Source organism: Streptomyces sp. NBC_00663, from assembly GCF_036226885.1.
GTDB lineage: Bacteria > Actinomycetota > Actinomycetes > Streptomycetales > Streptomycetaceae > Streptomyces.
On sequence record NZ_CP109027.1, the window covers coordinates 1633783 to 1652799 of the forward strand.

Below are 19017 nucleotides of genomic sequence, written 5' to 3' on the forward strand. Positions count from 1 at the left end.
ACGCGGCGTTGATCGACTCTGTCACACGGCCGGAGGATGTTCGGTGGCCCTGAACAACACGTACGAGGCAAGGCTGGTCCAGCAGGAGACCGCTGTCGGAGCGGGTGTCCAGATCCTGTTGCTGGCTCTGCTCGGCACCGCGATCGGCATGGGTCCGGCGGGCTGGCTGACCGGCCTCGCCTTCGCCGTGGCCACATGGGCGGTGCTCTCCCGGGCCCTGCACCGCACCCAGCCCCGCTCCTTCGGCCCGGCCAACCGGGTGACCCTCGGCCGCTCCATCCTGGTCGGCGGGGTGACCGCCCTGGTCGCCGACTCCTTCCAGAGCTCCCCGCCGGTCACGCTGTTCGTGGGCCTCACCGCGGTGGCCCTGATCCTGGACGGCGTGGACGGCAAGGTGGCCCGCCGCACCGGCACCTCGACCCCGCTCGGCGCGCGCTTCGACATGGAGGTCGACGCGTTCCTGATCCTGGTGCTCAGTGTCTACGTCTCGATGTCGCTGGGCCCGTGGGTCCTTCTCATCGGCGCCATGCGCTACGCCTTCGTGGCCGCCGCCCGTGTCTGGACCTGGCTCAACGCCCCGCTCCCGCCGAGCACCGCCCGCAAGACGGTCGCCGCGCTCCAGGGTGTGTTCCTGCTGCTCGCCGCGTCGGGGCTGCTGTCGTACGCCCTGGAGTTCGCGGTCGTGGCGACGGCGCTGGGGACGCTGGTGTGGTCGTTCGGACGGGATGTGCTGTGGCTGTCGCGGACCTCCCGGATCGAGGCGGTCGTGCGGGCGGACATGCGCGAGCTCGTCGCCGGATGAAGAGGGGCCGGCGCGAAAGCGGCCCGGCCGCCCCGCCCGAGCGCTACGCCCGGCGCGGCAGCGACCCGATCGCCGCGACCGGTACGGCGGCCAGGACCAGCCACACGACGGCCGCGGGCAGCCCGGTGTCGAGGAGGGTGCCCGTCGCCGAGCTGCCGATCAGGACGATGAGGCCGGACACCGAGGACAGCGCCCCGGTGTAGAGGCCGAGCCGGCCGTCCTCGGCGAGATCGGGGACCCAGGCGCGGGCGACGGGGGCGACGAGCATCTGGCCCAGGGTGAGCAGGACGACGAAACCGGCCGCGGGCAGCAGCCCGGCCGTACCCGTCCGGTCGGCGGGGCGGGCCAGGGCCACCACGGCGAACCCGGCGGAGATCAGCAGCAGTCCGGCCACCATCGAGCGACGCGGCTCCAGCCGGTCGCCCACCCAGCGGGTGACGGGCAGCTGGGCGGTCACCACCAGCAGCGACGACAGCGCGAACAGCCAGGCCAGAGGCGCCTGCGAACCGGTGGCCCGCTCCACCTCCGCCGGGAGGGCGAGATAGAGCTGGTTGTAGGCGAGGAGACAGGCGCCGTACGCGCAGCACAGCGCGAGGAAGCGCCGGTTGCGCAGCAACGGCCTCACGCCGCCCTTGAGTTGGACGCCTGTTCGGCCGGGGATGTGCTGGGGCAGCAGCCAGGCGTGCCCGGCGAGCACCAGGACGAAGACGCCGGCGCCCGCCAGGCACACGGTCCGGAAGTCCACCGACAGCAGCAACGCGCCGAGCAACGGCCCGGTGAACGCGCCCGCTTGGCCCGCCACCGTGAACAGCGCGAGGACGCGGGTGCGCGAGATGCCGGTGGCTTCCTCGTGGACCACCGCCTGCCGGGCGACCTCGGACTCGACCGCGGGTGAGAACAGCGCGGCGGCGAACCCGATCAGCAGGACGGCACCGATGACCGCCCAGGTGTCCGTCGCGTACCCGAGCCAGGCGAACCCGGCGATCCGCAGCGCGCAGCCGGCCAGGACGACGGGCCGGATGCCGTACCGGTCGGCCAGCGCCCCGCCCACCACGAACAGCCCCTGCTGGCTGAAGGTCCGCAGCCCCAGCACGAACCCGACCAGCCAGCCCGCCATGCCCACCGCCTGCCCGAGGTGCTCGGCGAGGAAGGGCAGCACGGCGAAGAAGCCGATGTTGAAGGCGAGTTGGGTGAGGATCAGCAGGCGCAGGAGAGGTGAGAGGCGGGCGGTGCGGTCCGGTGCCTTGCGGACACCGATCGACAGGCCGCTCATCGGGCTCCCGCCAGTGCCTTCGATTCCTTTGTACGAGGCTGCTGTTCAGGTACCGCCACCGGCCTGCGCGGCCTCCGCCGAGGCACCCGTACGCCACCCGCCGCGGTCACTGCCAGCGCGCCCAGCAGGGCGAGGGCCGCGGCCGGGGCGAGGACGGCCCAGGGGGCCCGCTCGGCGTAGGGCTGGTTCTCGGCGAGGAGCAGGCCCCACTCCGGGGCGGGCGGCTGGGCGCCCAGGCCGAGGAAGGCGAGCGAGGCGAGGGCGAGGGCGATGCCGGGGAGCCGCAGCAGGGCGTGGCGGGTGACGGCCGGCAGGACGGCGGGCAGGAGTTCGTGCCGCAGGAGATACCAGCGTCCGGCGCCCAGGCCGCGGGTGGCGGTGATGTGGAGGGCGGCGCGTTCCTGGCGCAGCAGTGCGCAGGTGTGGGCGGCCAGGGGTGCCCAGGCGACGGCGCCGACGGCGAGGGCGGGGGTGGCGGTTCCGCCGCCGACGACGGCGGTGACGAGGAGGGCGACGAGGACCGGGGGCAGGGCGACGATCGTGTCCACGAGGGGGCCTGACACGCGGGGCAGCAGGCCCAGCAGTACGCCGGTCAGCAGCGCGGCGGCGCTGATCGTGAGGGCGAGCAGCAGGGTGTCGAGGGCGCCGTGGCCGACGCGGGCCAGGACGTCCCGGCCGAGTCCGTCGGTGCCGAACGGGTGCTGGAGGGAGGGGGGTTGGAGGCGCTCGCCGGTGTCGAGGGCGAGCGGGTCGCGGGGCAGGCCGAGGGCGATGACGAGCGTGAGGAGCCCGCCGTACGCGAAGGGCTGCACGGTGCGGGCCGGGGGTTTCGGGCCATGCAGGGACGGCAGGGCGCCGTCGCGCAGGGCGGGGCCGATGAGGAGGCGGGTGGCGAGGGCGGCGAGGCCCGCCGCGGCCGCCGCGAGCAGGACGAGGGCGAGGGTGCCGGCCTGGAGGACGGGGAGGTCCTGGGCGAGGGCCGCCTGGAGGGTGGTGCGGCCGAGGCCGGGGATGTCGAAGATCTGCTCCACGGCGACCGCGCCACCTGTCAGGCCGACCGCGAACAGGCCGGTGTTGGGCAGGAGTCCGGGCAGACAGCGGCGGACGGCTTGGCGGGCGATGCCGCGGCCGGGCACTCCGCGGGCGGCGGCGGCCAGCGCCCAGGGTTCGGCGAAAGCGCCGGGCAGCAGGTCGTCGAGGAGCCGGCCGAGCACCGCGCCCGCGGGCAGGCCGAGGGCGAGGGCGGGCAGGATCGTCCACCGCGGCCCGTACCAGCCGAGGGCGGGCAGCCAGTGGAGTTGGACGCCTACGACGGTGGCGAGCACGGACGCGGTGAGGAACTCGGGCAGCGCGGCCAGGACCGCGGAGCCGCTGCCACCGGCACGGCGTCCGCCGAGCCGCCGGTGGGCGCCCAGCCACAGCGTGCGCGCACAGATCAGCGCGGTGGTGACGGCGGCGACCAGGAGGGCCACCGCCATCAGCAGCAGCGAGGCGCCCAGTGCCTGGAGCACGGCGGGGGTGACCGCGTCGCCGGAGATCCACGACCGTCCCGCGTCGCCGCGCCACAGCCCGCCCAGCCACTCTCCGAGGAGGCGGAACGGGCCGTCGTCCAGGCCGAGTTCGTCGCGGATGTCGGCGAGCACCGCGGGGTCGGGATCGCGTTCGGCCGAGCGTGCCTTGAGCACGGTCAGCGCCGGGTCGGTGCGGGTCAGCCAGGGCAGCAGGCCGATCGCGCACACCAGGGCGGCGGCGATCCCGGCCCGCCACAGCAGCGCGGCCGTTCGGTTCCGCATGCGTCAGCGCCGGGTGCCGATACCGACGAGCGTGCGCTCGTACGGGTCGAGGAGCGCGCCGCGCACGCCGGTGCCGACGCCGGTGATGATCTGCTGGTGGACCAGGGGGACGACGGCGTCGGTGCCCAGGATCCGCGCCTCTGCGGCCATGGCCGCGTCCTGCCGTTCGCCGGTGCCGGCGAGGCCCTCGGCCTTGGCGACGGCCTTGTCGACGTTCTTGTCGCAGAGTTGGGCGATGTTGTAGCCGCCGTCGCAGGAGTAGTCACTGGCCAGGACGGAGACGGGGTCGCCGGTGTCGACGAGGGTGTTGCGGGCGAGGACGAACGCGTCGAACTTCCCGTCCAGCGCGTCGGTTTCGAGCCGTGAGTACTCGCGCACCTCCAGATCGACCTTGAATCCCGCCTTCTCCAGTTGCTGCTTCAACACCTGGGCGACCTCGGGGAGTTCGGGCCGGTTGTCGTAGGTGGCGAGGGTGATCGTGGTCCCGTCTGCGTCGGTGGCCGGTGCGCGTCCGCTCGGCGCGGTCCGCTTGCCCTCGGCCCAGGTGACGGCGGGCCCGTAGATGCCGGTGCCGGCGTCCGCGTATCCCTCGTAGACGTCCTTGGCGAACACCGAGGTGTCGACGGCCCGGCGGGCGGCGGCCCTGAGACCGGCGTCCTTGAAGGGCCCCGACCCGGTGTTGAGCAGCAGGCTGGTGGTACGGGTCGTGGCGGTCGCCTTGCGCAGGCCCTTGTCGAGGGTGGCGGCCTGGGCGACGGGTATCGCCTCGGCGAGGTCGACCTGGCCGGTGCGCAGGGCGTTGGCGCGGGCGGTGCCGTCGGCGACGAACTTGACGTCGATCCCGGCGGCCTGGGCCCGGCCGCCCCAGTAGTCGGTGAAGCGGTCGAGGGTGGCGGCGGTGGCGCCCATGACCTTGGTGAGTTCGAAGGGTCCGGTGGCATGGCCGACCGGGTCGACGCCGTCCTCTTCGGCGTAGGCCTTCGCGGAGAGGACGGCGAGGTTCGGGCTGGACAGGCGCAGCGGCAGGACGGGGTCGGGGTCCTTCGTGGTGACCCGTACGCCCGTGCTTCCCTCGGTCTTCGCGGTGAGGGTGACGCCGGCGAGGGCGGCCGGGGCGGGCCGGGCCTCGGTGGCATGGGTGAGGGAGGCGGCGACGGCGGCCGGGGTGACCTCGGTGCCGTCCTGGAAGGTGGCCTCGCGCAGGGTGAAGAGCCAGGTGCGGTCGTTCTCGCGCCGCCAGGACGAGGCGAGCGCGGGGGCCGCGGCGCCGTTGGCGTCGAGGGCGGTCAGGCCCTCGGTGACGCCGAGGCGGCTGAGGATGGTGGCGTCGGCGCCGTACGGCGAGAGGTTCTCGGCGGGCGGGAAGGCGAGGGCGGCCCGCAGCCGGGAGCCGTTGTCCGTGTCGTCGGCCGAGCCGTCGGCCCCCTCGGAGGCGAAGCAGCCGCTCAGGACCGGGGTGAGCAGGAACGCGCAGAGCAGTCGGAGGCGGCGCATCGGCCGGTCACCGTCCCATCGGAAGTTCGAAGTGCAGGACGCCGTTGCCGCCGTCCGGGTCGTCGCGCTCGTCGTGCACGAGCTTGCCGAGCGACCGCCAGAACGCCTCGGCGCCGGGGACGGACGGATCGGTGTGCAGATATACGGCGCGGTAGGCGCCGTCGGCGGCGGCGAACGCCAGCAGTTCGGCGACCAGGCGCCGGGCGAGGCCGCGTCGGCGGTGCTCGGGGCGGACGTAGACCCGGCGCACCTGGGCGGTTTCCCCGGAGGGGTAGCGCTCGGCGACATGGCGGGGGTTCGGCGGGTGGGCCGGGCCGCGGGCGTCGAGGGCGCCGGTGGCGACGACCTCGCCGCCGTCCGGGTCGATCGCGACGAGGAGGGTGTGCCGCGCCGGGGCCAGATAGGCGGCGGCCGGGTCGATGATGTCGCCGTGCCAGCGGGGCACGTACCCGGTGCCGAAGTCGCGGTAGACGGTGTCGAGCATCACGGCCCGCACACCGTCCAGGTCGTCCGGGCCCGCGGCCCTGATGCTGTAGTCATGCACTTGCACATCATATGCATTAGCGGCAGAGCATGATCACGGGGTGATTTGACTGTGGTCGGGAGCACCCTCACAACTTACCGACATGACATCCATTTTCAAAAACGCGTGGCGCCGTCGCCGGAGTTCGCTATCTGGGCCCGGATGGAACCGTCGGTGATCTCGCTGTCCGCGGCCAGCAGCATCGCCTTGCTGAGGATCAGCGAGAGGCGGTCGTCCTCGAACGGCAGGAAGATCCTGGCGCGGATCCCGGCGCGGGACGGGACGATGCACAGGTAGGAGTCGTCGGGGTCCATCAGGATGTTGGCCGAGCCGAGGTGGATGCGGTACGTGCGCAGGTCGCCCCGGACGACGAGGAAGCGGTCGTGCAGGGTGCAGCGGTCGGCGATCTTCAGCCGCGGCAGGATGCGGGTGAGCGCGTCACGGCGGGCCTCGGCGGTCTCCGTGAGGTCGGCGAAACCGGCGCGCTCCCAGTAGGCGCGGGCCGGGCCCTGTTCGGTCCAGTCGGGGTCCGCGGCGATCGAGGTGACGCCGACGAAGAGGTCGACGTCGCGCATGGCCTCGCTGAAGACCAGCGAGGGCACCTCGGCCAGCGGCGCTTCCCGCCATCGGCCGTCCACCCGCCGGTCGAACCGGACCCGGTCCGTCGAGGCGACCGGGTCGTCGTCCGCCCAGTCCACGAAGGCATGGGAGAAGCGGGCCCGCCAACCGCCCGCGACCAGCGTCCGCGTCGCCTCGTCCCCGTCGCCGCCGTCCCACGGGCCCAGCAGGCGGCTCGTCCAGCCCCGCGCCCGGAACAGCCCGCGCATCCTGCGGTAGTGGACGAGGTGCGCGGCGAAACGGTTGGAGTGCAGGCGGGTCTCCTCCTCGGCCGGGGTGAGCCGGTAGATCTCCCGGAACGCCTGCTTGAACGGCTGGCGGAGCTCCCCGTCCACCAGCCGGTCCCGCCAGGCCCGTACGGTCTCGGCGTCGGCGCGGATCGGGTGCCACAGGCGGACGGAGGCGTCGTCGGGGGCGTCGGGGAGGTTCTCCGTCGCCGGCAGGAACGGCCGCCACGCACCGGGTGCCGTCTCGATCTCCCAGATCAGTCTGCCCACGACCGGCCGGGCGAGCGGGTGTTCGGCCAGTTCCGTGCGCCACCGGCCGAAGCGGTGGACGGTGTCGACCGGCAGACCGCCCTCCAGGGCCCGTGCCAGCGTGGCCAGTTGGATGTCCACGCGCTTGACCAGGTCCCGCAGCTCCTTCACCAGGTCCCCGTGGTCGCGGCGGACCGGTGCCGGGACACCACGCACCGGACGGCCGTCCTTCTCCCACGTCAGCCCGGCGGTCTCGGTGACCGTGACCACGGCCGTGCAGCCCTCGCCGGCCGGCCTGCGCAGGACACCCTCGTCGTCGAAGCCCAGCCTCGGCAGGCGCAGGGCCACCTGCGTGCGCTGGGCCAGCGCCGCCTCCACCTTCTTCAGCAGCTTGTCGAGCTGTTTGGGCACGCCCGCGTGCCGGGTGACCGAACGGGCGGTGCGGATCGCGGTGACCGCCTCCGGGGTGGGGAACTCCTTGGCCGCGCGGACCAGTTCGTACAGGAGCGCCTGCGACGGCACCGTCCTCGCCGCCGTCGGCGCGACCGCGACACCGGGCAGCAGTCGCTCGTACACGTCCGGAAGCCAGTCCTCGTCCCGCAGCAGTGCCACCCGCGCGGCCTGGCCGAGCACGGCGACCTCCCGGGCCGTGAACGCCTTGTCGGCGCGGTACGGGAGCTCGCCGGACCGGATCCCGTCGGCCCGGTCGGCCGCCGCTTCCAGCGCGCGCCGGGTGAAGTCGACGTAGGGCGGAAGGTCGGCCAGCTTCTGCCACACCTGTGGGGTGGACTCCGGCTCCTGGTAGGTGTTGACCAGGTCCAGTTCCGTCATCACCGTCCGCTCGGCCGGGGTGAGCCCGGTGAGGACGTCGAGCTCCGCCATGGCGATGGATCCCTCTCCGAGACGGTCCGCGACCGCGCGCAGTGTCGCCTCGTCCGCGAGAGTGGCGACCAGGAACAGCGAGTACGGGTGCGCCACACCCTGCTTCTCCAGCAGACTCTCCGTCAGGGCCCGTGCGGGCCCGGACAGGTCGGGCCAGTCGCCCGTGCAGCGCACCAGCGCCGCCACGCCCGGCACCAGGCTGACCCCGAACTCGCTGTGCCGGCTCTGCGCGACGAGCGCCTCGAACAGCCGGCGGCAGGCGTCGGGCGTGACGCGCGGTCGCCGTTCGTCCGCCGCGTTCCGAACCGCCAGGGCCGCCCGCCAGGTCGCGGGCGGGACCATGGCATGGTGCACCCGGTGGGCGTCCGGAAGCAGCTCACCGAGCTGCTCGTCGGTGAGCCCCGCCAGGTCGGCGGACCGGACGTCCAGCTCGAAGGCGGCATCGGTCAACGCCCGCGCCAAGTCGTCGTAGAGCATGCCCCGGATCATGGCAGGCAGCACTGACAACGGCCCCGCCCTCAGCCGTGCAGGAAGGCCTCCACGGTCCGCGCGAAGCTCCCCGCGTCGTCCAGCCATGGAAAGTGCGCCGCCCCGGCCTGGACCACCAGCTCCGCCTCCCCGAACAGCCTGGCGTACTCCGCCATCGCCCGTGGCGGCCCCGCCACGTCCGTCTCCCCCGCCAGTACGAGCACGGCCCCCGCGAACCGGGCCAGGGCCGCCCGCGTGGCCCCCGGGTCGAAGGCGCCCTCCGAGCCGTACGCGCCCGCCGCCTCGTCGTTGCGCTGCTCGGCCTCGGCGGCCCGCACGGCCCGCGCCTGCGCGTCCCAGCGCGCGAACCAGAACGGGGCGATGGCCTGCCAGTCGTCGCCCGTCGCGCGCCCCTCCGTCACCGCCTCCAGAGCCGAGTACGCCGGGCCGAACCACTCCTCGTCCCGGCGCGACCGCGCAGTGCGCAGCCGGTCCTCGGCGGTGATGTCGATACCGACCGCGTACACACTCGGCGTGACCAGGACCAGGCGCGCGACCCGGTCGGGGTGGCGGGCCGTGTAGAGGGCCGCGAGGTTCGCGCCGGCGCTGTGCGCGAGCAGGTCCACACGCTCCAGGCCCCGTTCCTTCCGCAGCGCCTCGACGTCGTCCACGAGTCGGTCGCAGCGGTACGACGCCGGGTCCGTCGGTGTCGCCGAGTCGCCCGTGCCTCGCAGGTCCAGTCGGATCAGGGTGCGGTGGGCGGTGAGGCCGCCCAGGTCGCCGAGGTACGCGGAAGCCTGCATGGGGCCGCCGGGAAGGCAGACCAGGGGCGGGCCGTCGCCGGTGGCGTGGTAGGCGAGGGCGGTTCCGTCGGGTGCGCTGAAGGTGGGCATGGCGTGAGCCTTTCAGCGGCTCTCACCTGCGGCAACGCAATAAGCGGCGCCGGGCGACCCTCCCAGTCAGGGTCCCGGGGCGCGGCCACGAACCACCCTAGGACCCCGGTGACCAGGTACTTCCGGCCCCGTCCGCTCCCCTATGCCGCGTGCCGCTCCCGCCCCCGGTGAGCCCGGATGATCTCCGCGTAGCGGTGCCCGGAGCCCTTGATCGTGCGGGTTTGGGTGCGGTAGTCGACGTGGACGAGCCCGAAGCGCTTGTCGTAGCCGTAGGCCCACTCGAAGTTGTCGAGCAGCGACCAGGCGAAATACCCCGCCAGCGGGGCGCCCTTGCGGGCGGCGGAGGCGCAGGCGGCGAGGTGCCGGGTCAGGTAGTCCTGCCGCTCGGGGTCGTCGACCGTGCCGTCGGGGCGTACGACGTCCGGGTAGGCGGAGCCGTTCTCGGTGACGTACAGCCGCTGTGCCCCGTACTCCTCGGTGAGGCGGAGGAGCAGGGTCTCGATGCCGCTCGCGTCGATCTCCCAGTCCATGCCGGTGCGGGGTACGCCGACACGGCGGACGGAACGGACGTGCGGGGCCGGGCCGCTGGGGTCGTCGGCGACGGTCTGCGGGAAGTAGTAGTTCAGGCCGAGCCAGTCGAGCGGGGCGGCGATGGTCTCCAGGTCGCCCGGCTTCAAGGGGAGTTCGACGCCGTACACCTCCTCCATGTCCGCCGGGAAGCCGCGGCCGTGGATCGGGTCCAGCCACCAGCGGTTGGTGTGGCCGTCCATACGGCGGGCGGCCCGCAGGTCCTCCGGGCGGTCGGTGGCGGGGTGCACCGTGGAGAGGTTGTTGACGATGCCGATCTGGGCGCCGGGGGCTGCCGCGCGGATGGCCTGTACGGCGAGGCCGTGGCCGAGGAGCAGATGGCAGGAGGCCCGGACCGCCGCCGTGAGGTCCGTCCAGCCGGGGGCCATCGTGCCTTCCAGGTGGCCGATCCACGCCGAGCACAGGGGCTCGTTGAGGGTGGTCCAGTGGTGCACCCGGTCACCCAGCCGCTCGGCCACGACCGAGGCGTACGCGGCGAAGTGCTCGGCGGTGTCCCGGGCCGGCCAGCCGCCGCGGTCCTGGAGGGCCTGGGGCAGGTCCCAGTGGTAGAGGGTGACGGACGGGGTGATGCCGGCCGCCAGCAGGCCGTCGATCAACTCGTCGTAGAAGGCGAGGCCCTTGGGGTTGACCGGGCCGTCGCCGCCGGGCACCACCCGCGGCCAGGCGATGGACAACCGGTAGGCGTCGGCGCCGAGTTGGCGCATCAGGCCGATGTCCTCGCGCCAGCGGTGGTAATGGTCGCAGGCGATGTCGCCGGTGTCGCCGCCCGCCACCTTTCCCGGGGTGTGCGAGAAGGTGTCCCAGATCGACGGCGCACGGCCGTCCTCGGCCACGGCTCCCTCGATCTGGTACGCGGCTGTGGCCGTGCCCCACAGGAAGTCGTGCGGGAGTGCGGCGAGATCGATGGTCACGTAAGTCCTTTCAGGAGTGGTCACTTGACGGCGCCCGCCGTCAGACCGGCGACGAGATAACGCTGGAGGAGCAGGAAGCCGGCCACCACCGGGACGCTCACGACCAGCGAGGCCGCCATGATCTGGTTCCAGTAGACGTCGTAGAGCGTGGAGTAGCCCTGGAGGCCGACGGCGAGGGTGCGGGTGGTGTCGTTGGTCATCACCGACGCGAACAGCACCTCGCCCCAGGCAGTCATGAACGCGTAGACGGTGACGGCGACGATCCCGGGGATCGCGGCGGGCACCACGACCCGGAAGAGCGCGCCGAGCGGGCCGCAGCCGTCCACCAGTGCCGCCTCGTCCAGGTCGCGCGGCACCGAGTCGAAGTACCCGATGAGCATCCAGATGGAGAACGGGAGGGAGAAGGTGAGGTACGTCAGGATCAGCCCGCCGCGCGAGCCGAACAGGGCGATGCCGGTGGCGTTGCCGATGTTGACGTAGATCAGGAACAGCGGGAGCAGGAAGAGGATGCCGGGGAACATCTGCGTCGACAGGACGGTGACCGTGAAGACGCGCTTGCCGCGGAAGTCGTAGCGGCTCACGGCGTAGGCCGAGAAGACGGCGATCACCACCGAGCAGACGGCTGCCGCGCTCGCCACGATCAGGGAGTTCACGAAGTACCGGGCGAGCGGGACCGTCGACCAGATGTCGATGTACGGCTGGAACGTCAACTCGCTCGGAATCCAGTGGAACTTGCCGGTGACGTCCGCGAGCGGCTTCAGCGAGCTGGAGATCATCACGTACACCGGCAGCAGGACGAAGCCGGCCAGCAGGGTGAGGAAGACACGCCGGGTCCACAGGAAGGACCGCGGGGGCGCCATCGGGGAGGACCGTGGTGGGGCCATCGGGGAGCTAGGCACGCGACGCCCTCCGTCCGCGTGAGGTGAGGGCGAGGTACACGCCCGTCACGAGAAGCAGGAACAGCAGCAGGAGCACGGACATGGCGGAGCCGGTGCCGAAGTTCCAGGTGACGAAGGAGGCTTGGTAGATGTGGACCGAGATGAGGTCCGCGGCCTCCGGCGCCGACTTGCCGAACAGCACGTACGGCGTGTTGAAGTCGTTGAACGTCCACAGGAACAGCACCAGGATCAGCACCTGGTTGACGGCGCTCAGCGACGGCAGGGTGATGCGGCGGATCTGCTGCCACATCCCGGCCCCGTCGAGGGCCGCCGCCTCGTACAACTCCCGTGGGATGTTCTGGAGTCCGGCCATGACGATGAGGAAGGCGAACGGCCAGCCCTTCCACACGGACACGACGAGCAGGGCGATGAAGCTGTTGTCGCCGATCAGCCAGAAGGACGGTTTGTCGGTGAGGCCGAGCTGGTCGTGCAGGACGTGGTTCACCAGGCCGTTGTCGTGCTGGAACATGAACACCCAGGTGATGACGGCCGCGTAGACCGGCAGGGCGTACGGCACCAGGAACAGGGCGCGCAGCAGGCCCCGGCCGCGGAAGGTGTCCTGCATGCAGATCGCGGCGGTCGTGCCGATCAGCCAGCACAGGCCGACCGACAGCAGAGTGAAGGCGATCGTGACGAAGAAGGAGTGCAGCAGGGCCTCGCCGACGGGGGCGTCGAAGTCCACCGACACACGGAAGTTGTCGAGGCCGGCCCAGGGGGCGGCGCCCCAGTCGCGGATGTAGAACTGCGTGAGTTCCTTGAAGCTCATCACGATGCCGATGACCATCGGCACGAGATGGACGAGGAGTTCGAGGATCAGGGCGGGCAGGAGGAGCAGATAGGGCAGTCCGACGCGGCGGATCCGGCCGGCGGCGCGGCGGCGCGGGCCACGCGCCGCCGTCTCACCCGACTCCCCCTTGTTCACCGGGAGTTCGACAGTGCTGGTCATCCGGGTCACGCCGCCGGCATCTGCGCCTGGGCCTTCTCCAGGGCCGCCTTCACCGACTCGGTGGTCACCGCGCGGCCGGCGGCCGCGTCGGCGAACAGGCCCTTGATGGCCGTACCGACCGCCGTCTCGAACTGGGACTCGTCGGCGACCTGCGGGGCCGCGACCGCGCTGGTGGCGAGGGTGTTCTTGAGGACACCGTTGGCGGCGGTGTTGAACGCCGCGTCGGACTGGGCGTCCTTCACCGGCGGGATGGAGCTGTAGGCGGTGTTGAGGATCTTCTGTTCGGCGTCGCTCGTCATGAACTTCACGAACTTCTTGGCGCCGTCGAGGTTGTCGGAGTTCTTGAAGACGGCCATGTTGATGCCCATCACCATCGAGTTGACGCCGGTGCCGGTGCCGGGGGTGCCGGACTGCACGGGCACCGGGGCGATACCGAAGGAGTCCTCGCTCATGCCCTGGGACTTGAGGTTCGCGGACGCCGACTGCCACAGCAGCATCGCCGTCTTGCCCTTGGCGAAGTCGCTCACCGACTGGTTCTGCGCGTACTCGGCGTTGCCCGGTGCGATGACCTTGTTCTTGGCCATCAGGTCGACGAACTCCTTGACGCCGGCGACCGCCCCGTCGTTGGTGAAGTCGGGTTTGCCGTCGGCGGTGAAGAAGTCGCCGCCGTGCTGCTTGGCGAAGACGACCGCGTGGTGGATGTTCTCCGAGGGGTTCGCGCCCTCCACGCCGAGGGCCCACTTGCCGCCCTTGGACAGCTTCTTGCCGTCCTCGACGAACTCGGCCCAGGTGGCGGGAGGTTGGGCGATGCCCGCGTCGGCGAACATCTTCTTGTTGTAGTAGAGCGCGTACGCCATCGAGTACAGCGGTACCGCGGCCGGGTCCTTGCCCTCGGCGCCCGTGGAGCCGAGCGCGGAGTCGACGAAGCGGTCCTTGCCGCCGATCGCCTCGAAGTTCTTCGCGTCCCACGGCAGCAGCGCACCGGTGGCCTGGAGGGAGGCGCTCCAGGTGTTGCCGATGTTGAGGACGTCGGGGCCCTGGCCCGACGTCGCCGCCGTGAGAATACGGTTGAGCAGGTCCGACCAGGGCACCACCTCCACCTTCACCTCGATGCCGGTCTGCTTCTTGAACTTGTCGAGTTCCGGCTGGAGGACCTTCTTGTCGATCTCGACGCTCGCCCCCTGGTTGGAGGCCCAGTAGGTGAGCGTCTTCGGCGAGTCGTTGGACCCGCCCTCGGTCGACGAACCGCCTCCGCAGGCCGAAGCGGCCAGGGCGAGAGACATGGTGACGGCGCCTACGGCCGCGGCTCGGATGCTGCGCATGGCTCCTGGTGTCCCTTCAGGGAATGGACTCACGGCTTAATTTAGGACGTGAGTTAAACGGCCCGCGTTCGGCGCGTCAAGGGTTTGAACAGCACTTGTTGAACTCGGCGGCACCTCTTGACGTCCGCGTTTGAACACTGAAGCATCCCTCGGCGAGAGAGCGCTCCCAACCCTTTTGTCGTTCACTTCCCGAACAAGGAGCCGCCCATGAGTTCGCCCTCGCTCAGCCGGAGAACCGTCCTCGGCGCCGCGGTCCCCACGGCCCTCGCACTGTCCGCGACCCCGTCCTGGGGCCGCCCGAACGCCCTCCCCGGAGGCGGTGACCTCGGCCCGAACGTCCTGGTCCTCGACCCGAACACCCCGGACATCCAGGCCAAGCTGGACGCGGTGTTCGCCCGGCAGGAGTCGGCCCAGTTCGGCACCGGCCGCTACGCACTGCTCTTCAAGCCCGGCACCTACCACGGGCTCAACGCCCAACTCGGCTTCTACACCTCGATCGCGGGCCTGGGCCTCTCCCCCGACGACACGACCATCAACGGGGACGTGACGGTCGACGCGGGCTGGTTCGGCGGCAACGCCACGCAGAACTTCTGGCGTTCGGCCGAGAACCTCGCGCTGGTCCCGGCGAACGGCACCAACCGCTGGGCGGTCGCCCAGGCCGCCCCGTTCCGCCGGATGCATGTCCGCGGCGGCCTCAACCTCTCCCCCACCGGCTATGGCTGGGCCAGCGGCGGCTACATCGCCGACAGCCGCATCGACGGCCAGATCGGCCCGTACTCCCAGCAGCAGTGGTACACCCGGGACAGCTCGGTCGGCAGCTGGCTCAACGGCGTCTGGAACATGGTGTTCTCGGGCGTCGAGGGCGCCCCCGCCCAGAGCTTCCCGAACCCGCCGTACACCACCCTCGACACCACGCCCGTCTCCCGCGAGAAGCCCTTCCTGTATCTCAGCGGCGGCGAGTACCGGGTCTTCCTGCCGTCCCTGCGCACCCGCGCACGCGGGGTGACCTGGGGCAACGGCACACCTCGCGGCAGCTCACTCCCCCTGTCGCGGTTCTACGTCGCCAAGCCGGGTGTCTCGGCGGCGACGCTGAACCAGGCCCTCGCCCAGGGACTGCACCTGCTGCTGACCCCCGGGATCTACCACGTCGACCGGGCGATCCAGGTCAACCGCCCCAACACCGTGGTCCTGGGCCTGGGTTACGCCACCCTCGTGCCGGACAACGGCGTCACCGCGCTGAAGGTCGCCGACGTCGACGGCGTGCGACTGGCCGGCTTCCTGATCGACGCCGGGCCGGTCAACTCCGCGTCCCTGCTGGAGGTCGGCCCGACCGGCGCGTGGCGGGATCACTCCGCCAACCCCACCACCGTGCAGGACGTGTTCATCCGCATCGGCGGCGCGGGCCCCGGCAAGGCCACGACCTCCATGGTCATCAACAACCGGCACACCATCGTCGACCACACCTGGGTCTGGCGCGCCGACCACGGCGAGGGCGTCGGCTGGGAGACCAACCGCGCGGACTACGGCGTGATCGTCAACGGCTCCGACGTCCTCGCCACCGGCCTGTTCGTGGAACACTTCAACAAGTACGACGTCCAATGGTTCGGCGAGCGCGGTCGCACGGTCTTCTTCCAGAACGAGAAGGCGTACGACGCCCCGAACCAGGCCGCGATCCAGAACGGCACGGTCAAGGGGTACGCGGCCTACCGCGTCGGCGACGCGGTGACCGCGCACGAGGGCTGGGGCCTCGGCAGTTACTGCTACTACAACGTCGACCCCACGATCGTGCAGCACCACGGCTTCGCCGCACCGAACCGGCCTGGAGTGCGCTTCCACGACCTGCTCGTCGTCTCACTCGGCGGCAACGGCCAGTACGAGCACGTCATCAACGAGACAGGGGCGGCGACATCGGGCACGTCGACCGTGCCGTCCACCGTGGTGTCGTATCCCTGACGCTTCTTGACGGTACGTCAGGTGCGGGCGGCCACCACGGCCTCCCGCACCGCCGGGGCGATCTCCTGCGCCCAGCGGCCGAGCGTGACGTCGGCCGGGGTGCCGTCGTCCACGCGGAAGTGGACGAACCCGTGAGCGCCGAACTCCAGGACGGCGCCGGTGAGTTCCTCGATCCACTGCGCCACCGAGCCGCCCCGCCACACCCCGTCGGCGTCGCGCGGGGCGGCGACGGAGGTGGCGGTGATGACGCCGGGGAGGTTGTAGACCGTGACGACGTCGGCGGGATCGCGGCCCGCCTTCAGCGCGGCCTCGTCGATGACGGGCCGGGAGTCGCGGTAGCGCGGACTCAGCCAGTCGGCGGCGTGGCCGGGGATCCAGCCGTCGGCCACCCTGCCGGTGGCGGCGAGCGACTTCGGCCCCACCGAGCCGGTCCACACCGGCGGCACCACGACCGCGGCCGGTTCGAGGCCGTGCACCTGGTAGAACTCCCCCTCGAACGTGACCGGTTCGCCGCCACCGCCGAGCAGCCGGATCAGGGTCACGGCCTCCTCGAAGGCCCGCACCGCGGCTCCGGGCCCGAGCCGCTCGACCCCCAGCCGGGCGATCTCGTCCCACAGTCCGCCCGCGCCCATGCCCAGCACCAGCCGGCCGCCGGTCAGCGCGGACAGCGAGGTGACCGTGCGCGCCAGCATCGGCGCGGGGCGGCTGGGCAGGTTGCTGACACTGACCAGGGCCGAGACCCGCTCGGTCCGGCCGAGGACGACGCCGATCTGGGCGTACGCGTCGAGCCTGGCCGCGTAGTAGGGGTGGTCGGAGACGGTGACCAGGTCGAGGCCCTGCCGGTCGGCCTGCACGGCGTGCCGGAGCGACTCCTCGATCTCACCGACAGCGGTGCTGATACCGGTACCGAACAACGGCTTGTGCAATGACATGGCGGATTCCGCCCTCTCCCCGTCGACTGTGTACCCCGTGCCGGAGCACCCTTTCAGTTCGCACCACGAACGTTATTTGTTCGTGGTGCGAACCGACAACGGGACCTGCGACCTAGGTCCGCAGCCCCAGGGCTACACAGCCGTCACTCCGGACGGCGCCGGAGCGTACCCCGTCGGCCGGGCCGTGAACGTGCCCCGGCCCTGGGTCCGGCTGCGCAACCGGGTCGCGTAGCCGAAGAGTTCGGCGAGCGGCACGGTGGCCGTGACGACCACGGAACCCCCGCGCGCCGCCGAGCCGGTGACCCGGCCGCGCCGTGCGGCCAGGTCACCGAGGACTCCGCCGACCGCGGCGTCCGGCACGGTGACCGTGACCTCGGCGACCGGTTCGAGGAGCACCATGGCGCAGGCGCGCAGGGCGTCCCGGAGCCCGAGCCGGCCGGCCGTACGGAAGGCCGTGTCGGAGGAGTCCTTCACATGGGTCGCCCCGTCGGTGAGGGTGACGCGCAGCCCGGTCACGGGGTGACCCGCGAGCGGCCCCTCGGCCAGGGCGTCCCGGCAGCCGGCCTCGACCGCCCGGACATACTCCTGCGGCACCCGTCCGCCGACGACGGCGGAGCGGAACTCGAACCCGGTGTCGCCGTCGCATGACTCCACGTCGAGGACGACATGCGCGAACTGCCCCGCTCCGCCGTCCTGTTTGACGTGCCGGAAGACGAACCCGGACACCCCGCGCCCGACGGTCTCCCGGTGCGCCACCCGCGGTCGCCCGGCGTTGACGTCCAGCCCCTGATCACGCCGTACCTTCTCCAGCGCGACCTCAAGGTGCAGTTCGCCCATGCCGGACAGCACCGTCTGCCCGGTCTCCGGATCGGTCCGCACGACGAGCGACGGGTCCTCCTCGGCGAGCCGGGCGAGCGCCTGGGTCAGCCGGTCGGTGTCGGTGGACCGCACGGCCTCGACCGCCACCGAGACGACCGGTTCGGCGACGCTCGGCGGTTCGAGGACGAGCGTCGCGTCCGGCGCGCACAGGGTCGACCCGGCGCGGGCCGCCTTCAGTCCGACGACCGCCACGATGTCCCCGGCGACCGCCCGCTCCAGCTGGGCGTGCCGGTCGGCCTGCACCCGCAGGATGCGCCCGATGCGCTCGGTACGCCGTACGCCCGAGTCCCACACCGTGTCTCCCTTCTCGATGGTTCCGGAGTAGACCCGCAGGTAGGTGAGCCGTCCGGTGGGGGTGGCGTTCACCTTGAACACCAGCCCCGCGAACGGCGCCGCCGGGTCGGCGGGCCGCTCCTGCCCGTCGCCCTCGCCGGTGCCGCGCACGGCGGGTACGTCGAGCGGGGACGGCAGATACGCCACCAGCGCGTCGAGCAGCGGTTCGACACCGCGGTTGCGGTAGGCCGAGCCGCACAGCACGACGACCCCGTCGCCGGAGCGCGTGAGATCGCGCAGCGCCTCGCCGAGCGTCCGGTCGTCCAGCGCCGAGCGGGCGCAGAACTCCTCCAGCGCCCCCGGATGCAGCTCGGCCACCGCTTCCTCCAGCAGCCGACGCCGCCGCGCCGCTTCCCCGGCAAGCGCCTGCGGGATCTCCCGTACGACCATGTCGTCGCCGTCGGCCCAGGTCAGCGCCCGCATCCGGACCAGGTCGACGACCCCGCGGAAGCCGTCCTCCGCCCCGATGGGCAGCTGCACGACCAGCGGTGCCGGATGCAGCCGCTCCCGGATGGAGGCGACGGCGGTGTCGAGGTCGGCGCCCGCGCGGTCCATCTTGTTGACGAACGCGATCCGCGGGACGCCGTACCGGTCGGCCTGCCGCCAGACGGACTCGCTCTGCGGTTCCACGCCCGCGACGGCGTCGAACACGGCGACCGCGCCGTCGAGCACCCGCAGCGAGCGCTCCACCTCGTCGGCGAAGTCGACATGGCCCGGGGTGTCGATCAGGTTGATGCGATGACCGTCCCAGGCACAGCTGATCGCCGCCGCGAAGATGGTGATGCCCCGGTCGCGCTCCTGGGGGTCGAAGTCGGTGACGGTCGTGCCGTCGTGGACCTCACCGCGCCGGTGCGTGGTGCCGGTGGCGAACAGGATCCGCTCGGTGACGGTGGTCTTGCCCGCGTCGACATGGGCGAGGATGCCCAGGTTGCGGACGGTGGTGAGAGGGTTGATGCGAGTACGCACGGCCCGAGGCCTTTCGAGGTGTTCCGG

14 protein-coding genes are annotated in these 19017 nt (G+C 72.0%); 2 read left to right on the top strand and 12 right to left on the bottom strand.

Annotated elements, in window-relative coordinates; genetic code table 11:
* Positions 1-43 precede the first annotated feature (43 nt).
* Positions 44-802, top strand: a complete 759-nt coding sequence (locus tag OG866_RS07475; protein WP_329332647.1) for a CDP-alcohol phosphatidyltransferase family protein — start codon at positions 44-46, stop codon at positions 800-802.
* Between the two features lie 43 nt (positions 803-845).
* Here OG866_RS07475 and OG866_RS07480 read toward each other — a convergent pair whose 3' ends face one another.
* The 10 genes from OG866_RS07480 to OG866_RS07525 all read right to left on the bottom strand — a co-directional run bounded on the left by OG866_RS07480 (position 846) and on the right by OG866_RS07525 (position 13927).
* Positions 846-2075: an MDR family MFS transporter gene (locus tag OG866_RS07480; RefSeq protein ID WP_329332648.1), complete on the bottom strand. Its 1230-nt coding sequence runs from the start codon at positions 2073-2075 to the stop codon at positions 846-848.
* On the bottom strand, positions 2072-3868 hold the full coding sequence (locus OG866_RS07485; protein ID WP_329332649.1) for an ABC transporter permease subunit: 1797 nt from the start codon (positions 3866-3868) through the stop codon (positions 2072-2074). Before OG866_RS07485 ends, OG866_RS07480 begins: the two co-directional genes overlap by 4 nt.
* Before the next feature lie 3 nt (positions 3869-3871).
* Positions 3872-5362 carry an ABC transporter substrate-binding protein gene (locus OG866_RS07490; RefSeq protein ID WP_329332650.1) on the bottom strand — a complete coding sequence of 497 codons (1491 nt, stop codon included), beginning with the start codon at positions 5360-5362 and terminating at the stop codon, positions 3872-3874.
* Between the two features lie 7 nt (positions 5363-5369).
* Positions 5370-5906 (bottom strand): GNAT family N-acetyltransferase, encoded by a 537-nt coding sequence (locus OG866_RS07495; RefSeq protein WP_329332651.1) that lies wholly within the window; start codon positions 5904-5906, stop codon positions 5370-5372.
* 95 nt (positions 5907-6001) lie between these two features.
* Positions 6002-8338, bottom strand: a complete 2337-nt coding sequence (locus OG866_RS07500) for a DUF4132 domain-containing protein (protein WP_329332652.1) — start codon at positions 8336-8338, stop codon at positions 6002-6004.
* Between the two features lie 41 nt (positions 8339-8379).
* A complete protein-coding gene (locus tag OG866_RS07505) occupies positions 8380-9222 on the bottom strand; it encodes an alpha/beta fold hydrolase (RefSeq protein WP_329332653.1) in 843 nt (280 codons plus the stop codon).
* 140 nt (positions 9223-9362) lie between these two features.
* Positions 9363-10721, bottom strand: a complete 1359-nt coding sequence (locus tag OG866_RS07510; protein ID WP_329332654.1) for a GH1 family beta-glucosidase — start codon at positions 10719-10721, stop codon at positions 9363-9365.
* 20 nt (positions 10722-10741) lie between these two features.
* The gene (locus tag OG866_RS07515; protein ID WP_329332655.1) at positions 10742-11581 is read right to left on the bottom strand and encodes a carbohydrate ABC transporter permease; all 840 of its coding nucleotides are present in this window, start codon (positions 11579-11581) and stop codon (positions 10742-10744) included.
* Positions 11582-11612: 31 nt separating this feature from the next.
* On the bottom strand, positions 11613-12605 hold the full coding sequence (locus OG866_RS07520) for a carbohydrate ABC transporter permease (protein WP_329332656.1): 993 nt from the start codon (positions 12603-12605) through the stop codon (positions 11613-11615).
* Between the two features lie 5 nt (positions 12606-12610).
* Complete coding sequence (locus tag OG866_RS07525; protein ID WP_329332657.1) at positions 12611-13927, bottom strand: ABC transporter substrate-binding protein; 1317 nt, start codon at positions 13925-13927, stop codon at positions 12611-12613.
* A 207-nt stretch (positions 13928-14134) separates the two neighbouring features.
* On the opposite strand from OG866_RS07525, the gene OG866_RS07530 reads away from it, so the two are divergent.
* Positions 14135-15880 carry a coagulation factor 5/8 type domain-containing protein gene (locus OG866_RS07530; protein WP_329332658.1) on the top strand — a complete coding sequence of 582 codons (1746 nt, stop codon included), beginning with the start codon at positions 14135-14137 and terminating at the stop codon, positions 15878-15880.
* A gap of 17 nt (positions 15881-15897) precedes the next feature.
* Here OG866_RS07530 and OG866_RS07535 read toward each other — a convergent pair whose 3' ends face one another.
* A complete protein-coding gene (locus tag OG866_RS07535) occupies positions 15898-16812 on the bottom strand; it encodes an LLM class flavin-dependent oxidoreductase (protein WP_329332659.1) in 915 nt (304 codons plus the stop codon).
* A 132-nt stretch (positions 16813-16944) separates the two neighbouring features.
* Complete coding sequence (gene fusA / locus OG866_RS07540; RefSeq protein ID WP_329332660.1) at positions 16945-18990, bottom strand: elongation factor G; 2046 nt, start codon at positions 18988-18990, stop codon at positions 16945-16947.
* Between the last annotated feature and the right edge of the window lie 27 nt (positions 18991-19017).

Excerpts from the sequence above, each read along its gene's own strand:
- OG866_RS07480 (WP_329332648.1), bottom strand. The coding sequence starts at position 2,075 with ATGAGCGGCCTGTCGATCGGTGTCCGCAAGGCACCGGACCGCACCGCC.
- OG866_RS07485 (WP_329332649.1), bottom strand. The coding sequence starts at position 3,868 with ATGCGGAACCGAACGGCCGCGCTGCTGTGGCGGGCCGGGATCGCCGCC.
- OG866_RS07490 (WP_329332650.1), bottom strand. The coding sequence starts at position 5,362 with ATGCGCCGCCTCCGACTGCTCTGCGCGTTCCTGCTCACCCCGGTCCTG.
- OG866_RS07500 (WP_329332652.1), bottom strand. The coding sequence starts at position 8,338 with ATGCTCTACGACGACTTGGCGCGGGCGTTGACCGATGCCGCCTTCGAG.
- OG866_RS07505 (WP_329332653.1), bottom strand. The coding sequence starts at position 9,222 with ATGCCCACCTTCAGCGCACCCGACGGAACCGCCCTCGCCTACCACGCC.
- OG866_RS07515 (WP_329332655.1), bottom strand. The coding sequence starts at position 11,581 with ATGGCGCCCCCGCGGTCCTTCCTGTGGACCCGGCGTGTCTTCCTCACC.
- OG866_RS07520 (WP_329332656.1), bottom strand. The coding sequence starts at position 12,605 with ATGACCAGCACTGTCGAACTCCCGGTGAACAAGGGGGAGTCGGGTGAG.
- OG866_RS07525 (WP_329332657.1), bottom strand. The coding sequence starts at position 13,927 with ATGCGCAGCATCCGAGCCGCGGCCGTAGGCGCCGTCACCATGTCTCTC.
- OG866_RS07530 (WP_329332658.1), top strand. The coding sequence starts at position 14,135 with ATGAGTTCGCCCTCGCTCAGCCGGAGAACCGTCCTCGGCGCCGCGGTC.
- OG866_RS07535 (WP_329332659.1), bottom strand. The coding sequence starts at position 16,812 with ATGTCATTGCACAAGCCGTTGTTCGGTACCGGTATCAGCACCGCTGTC.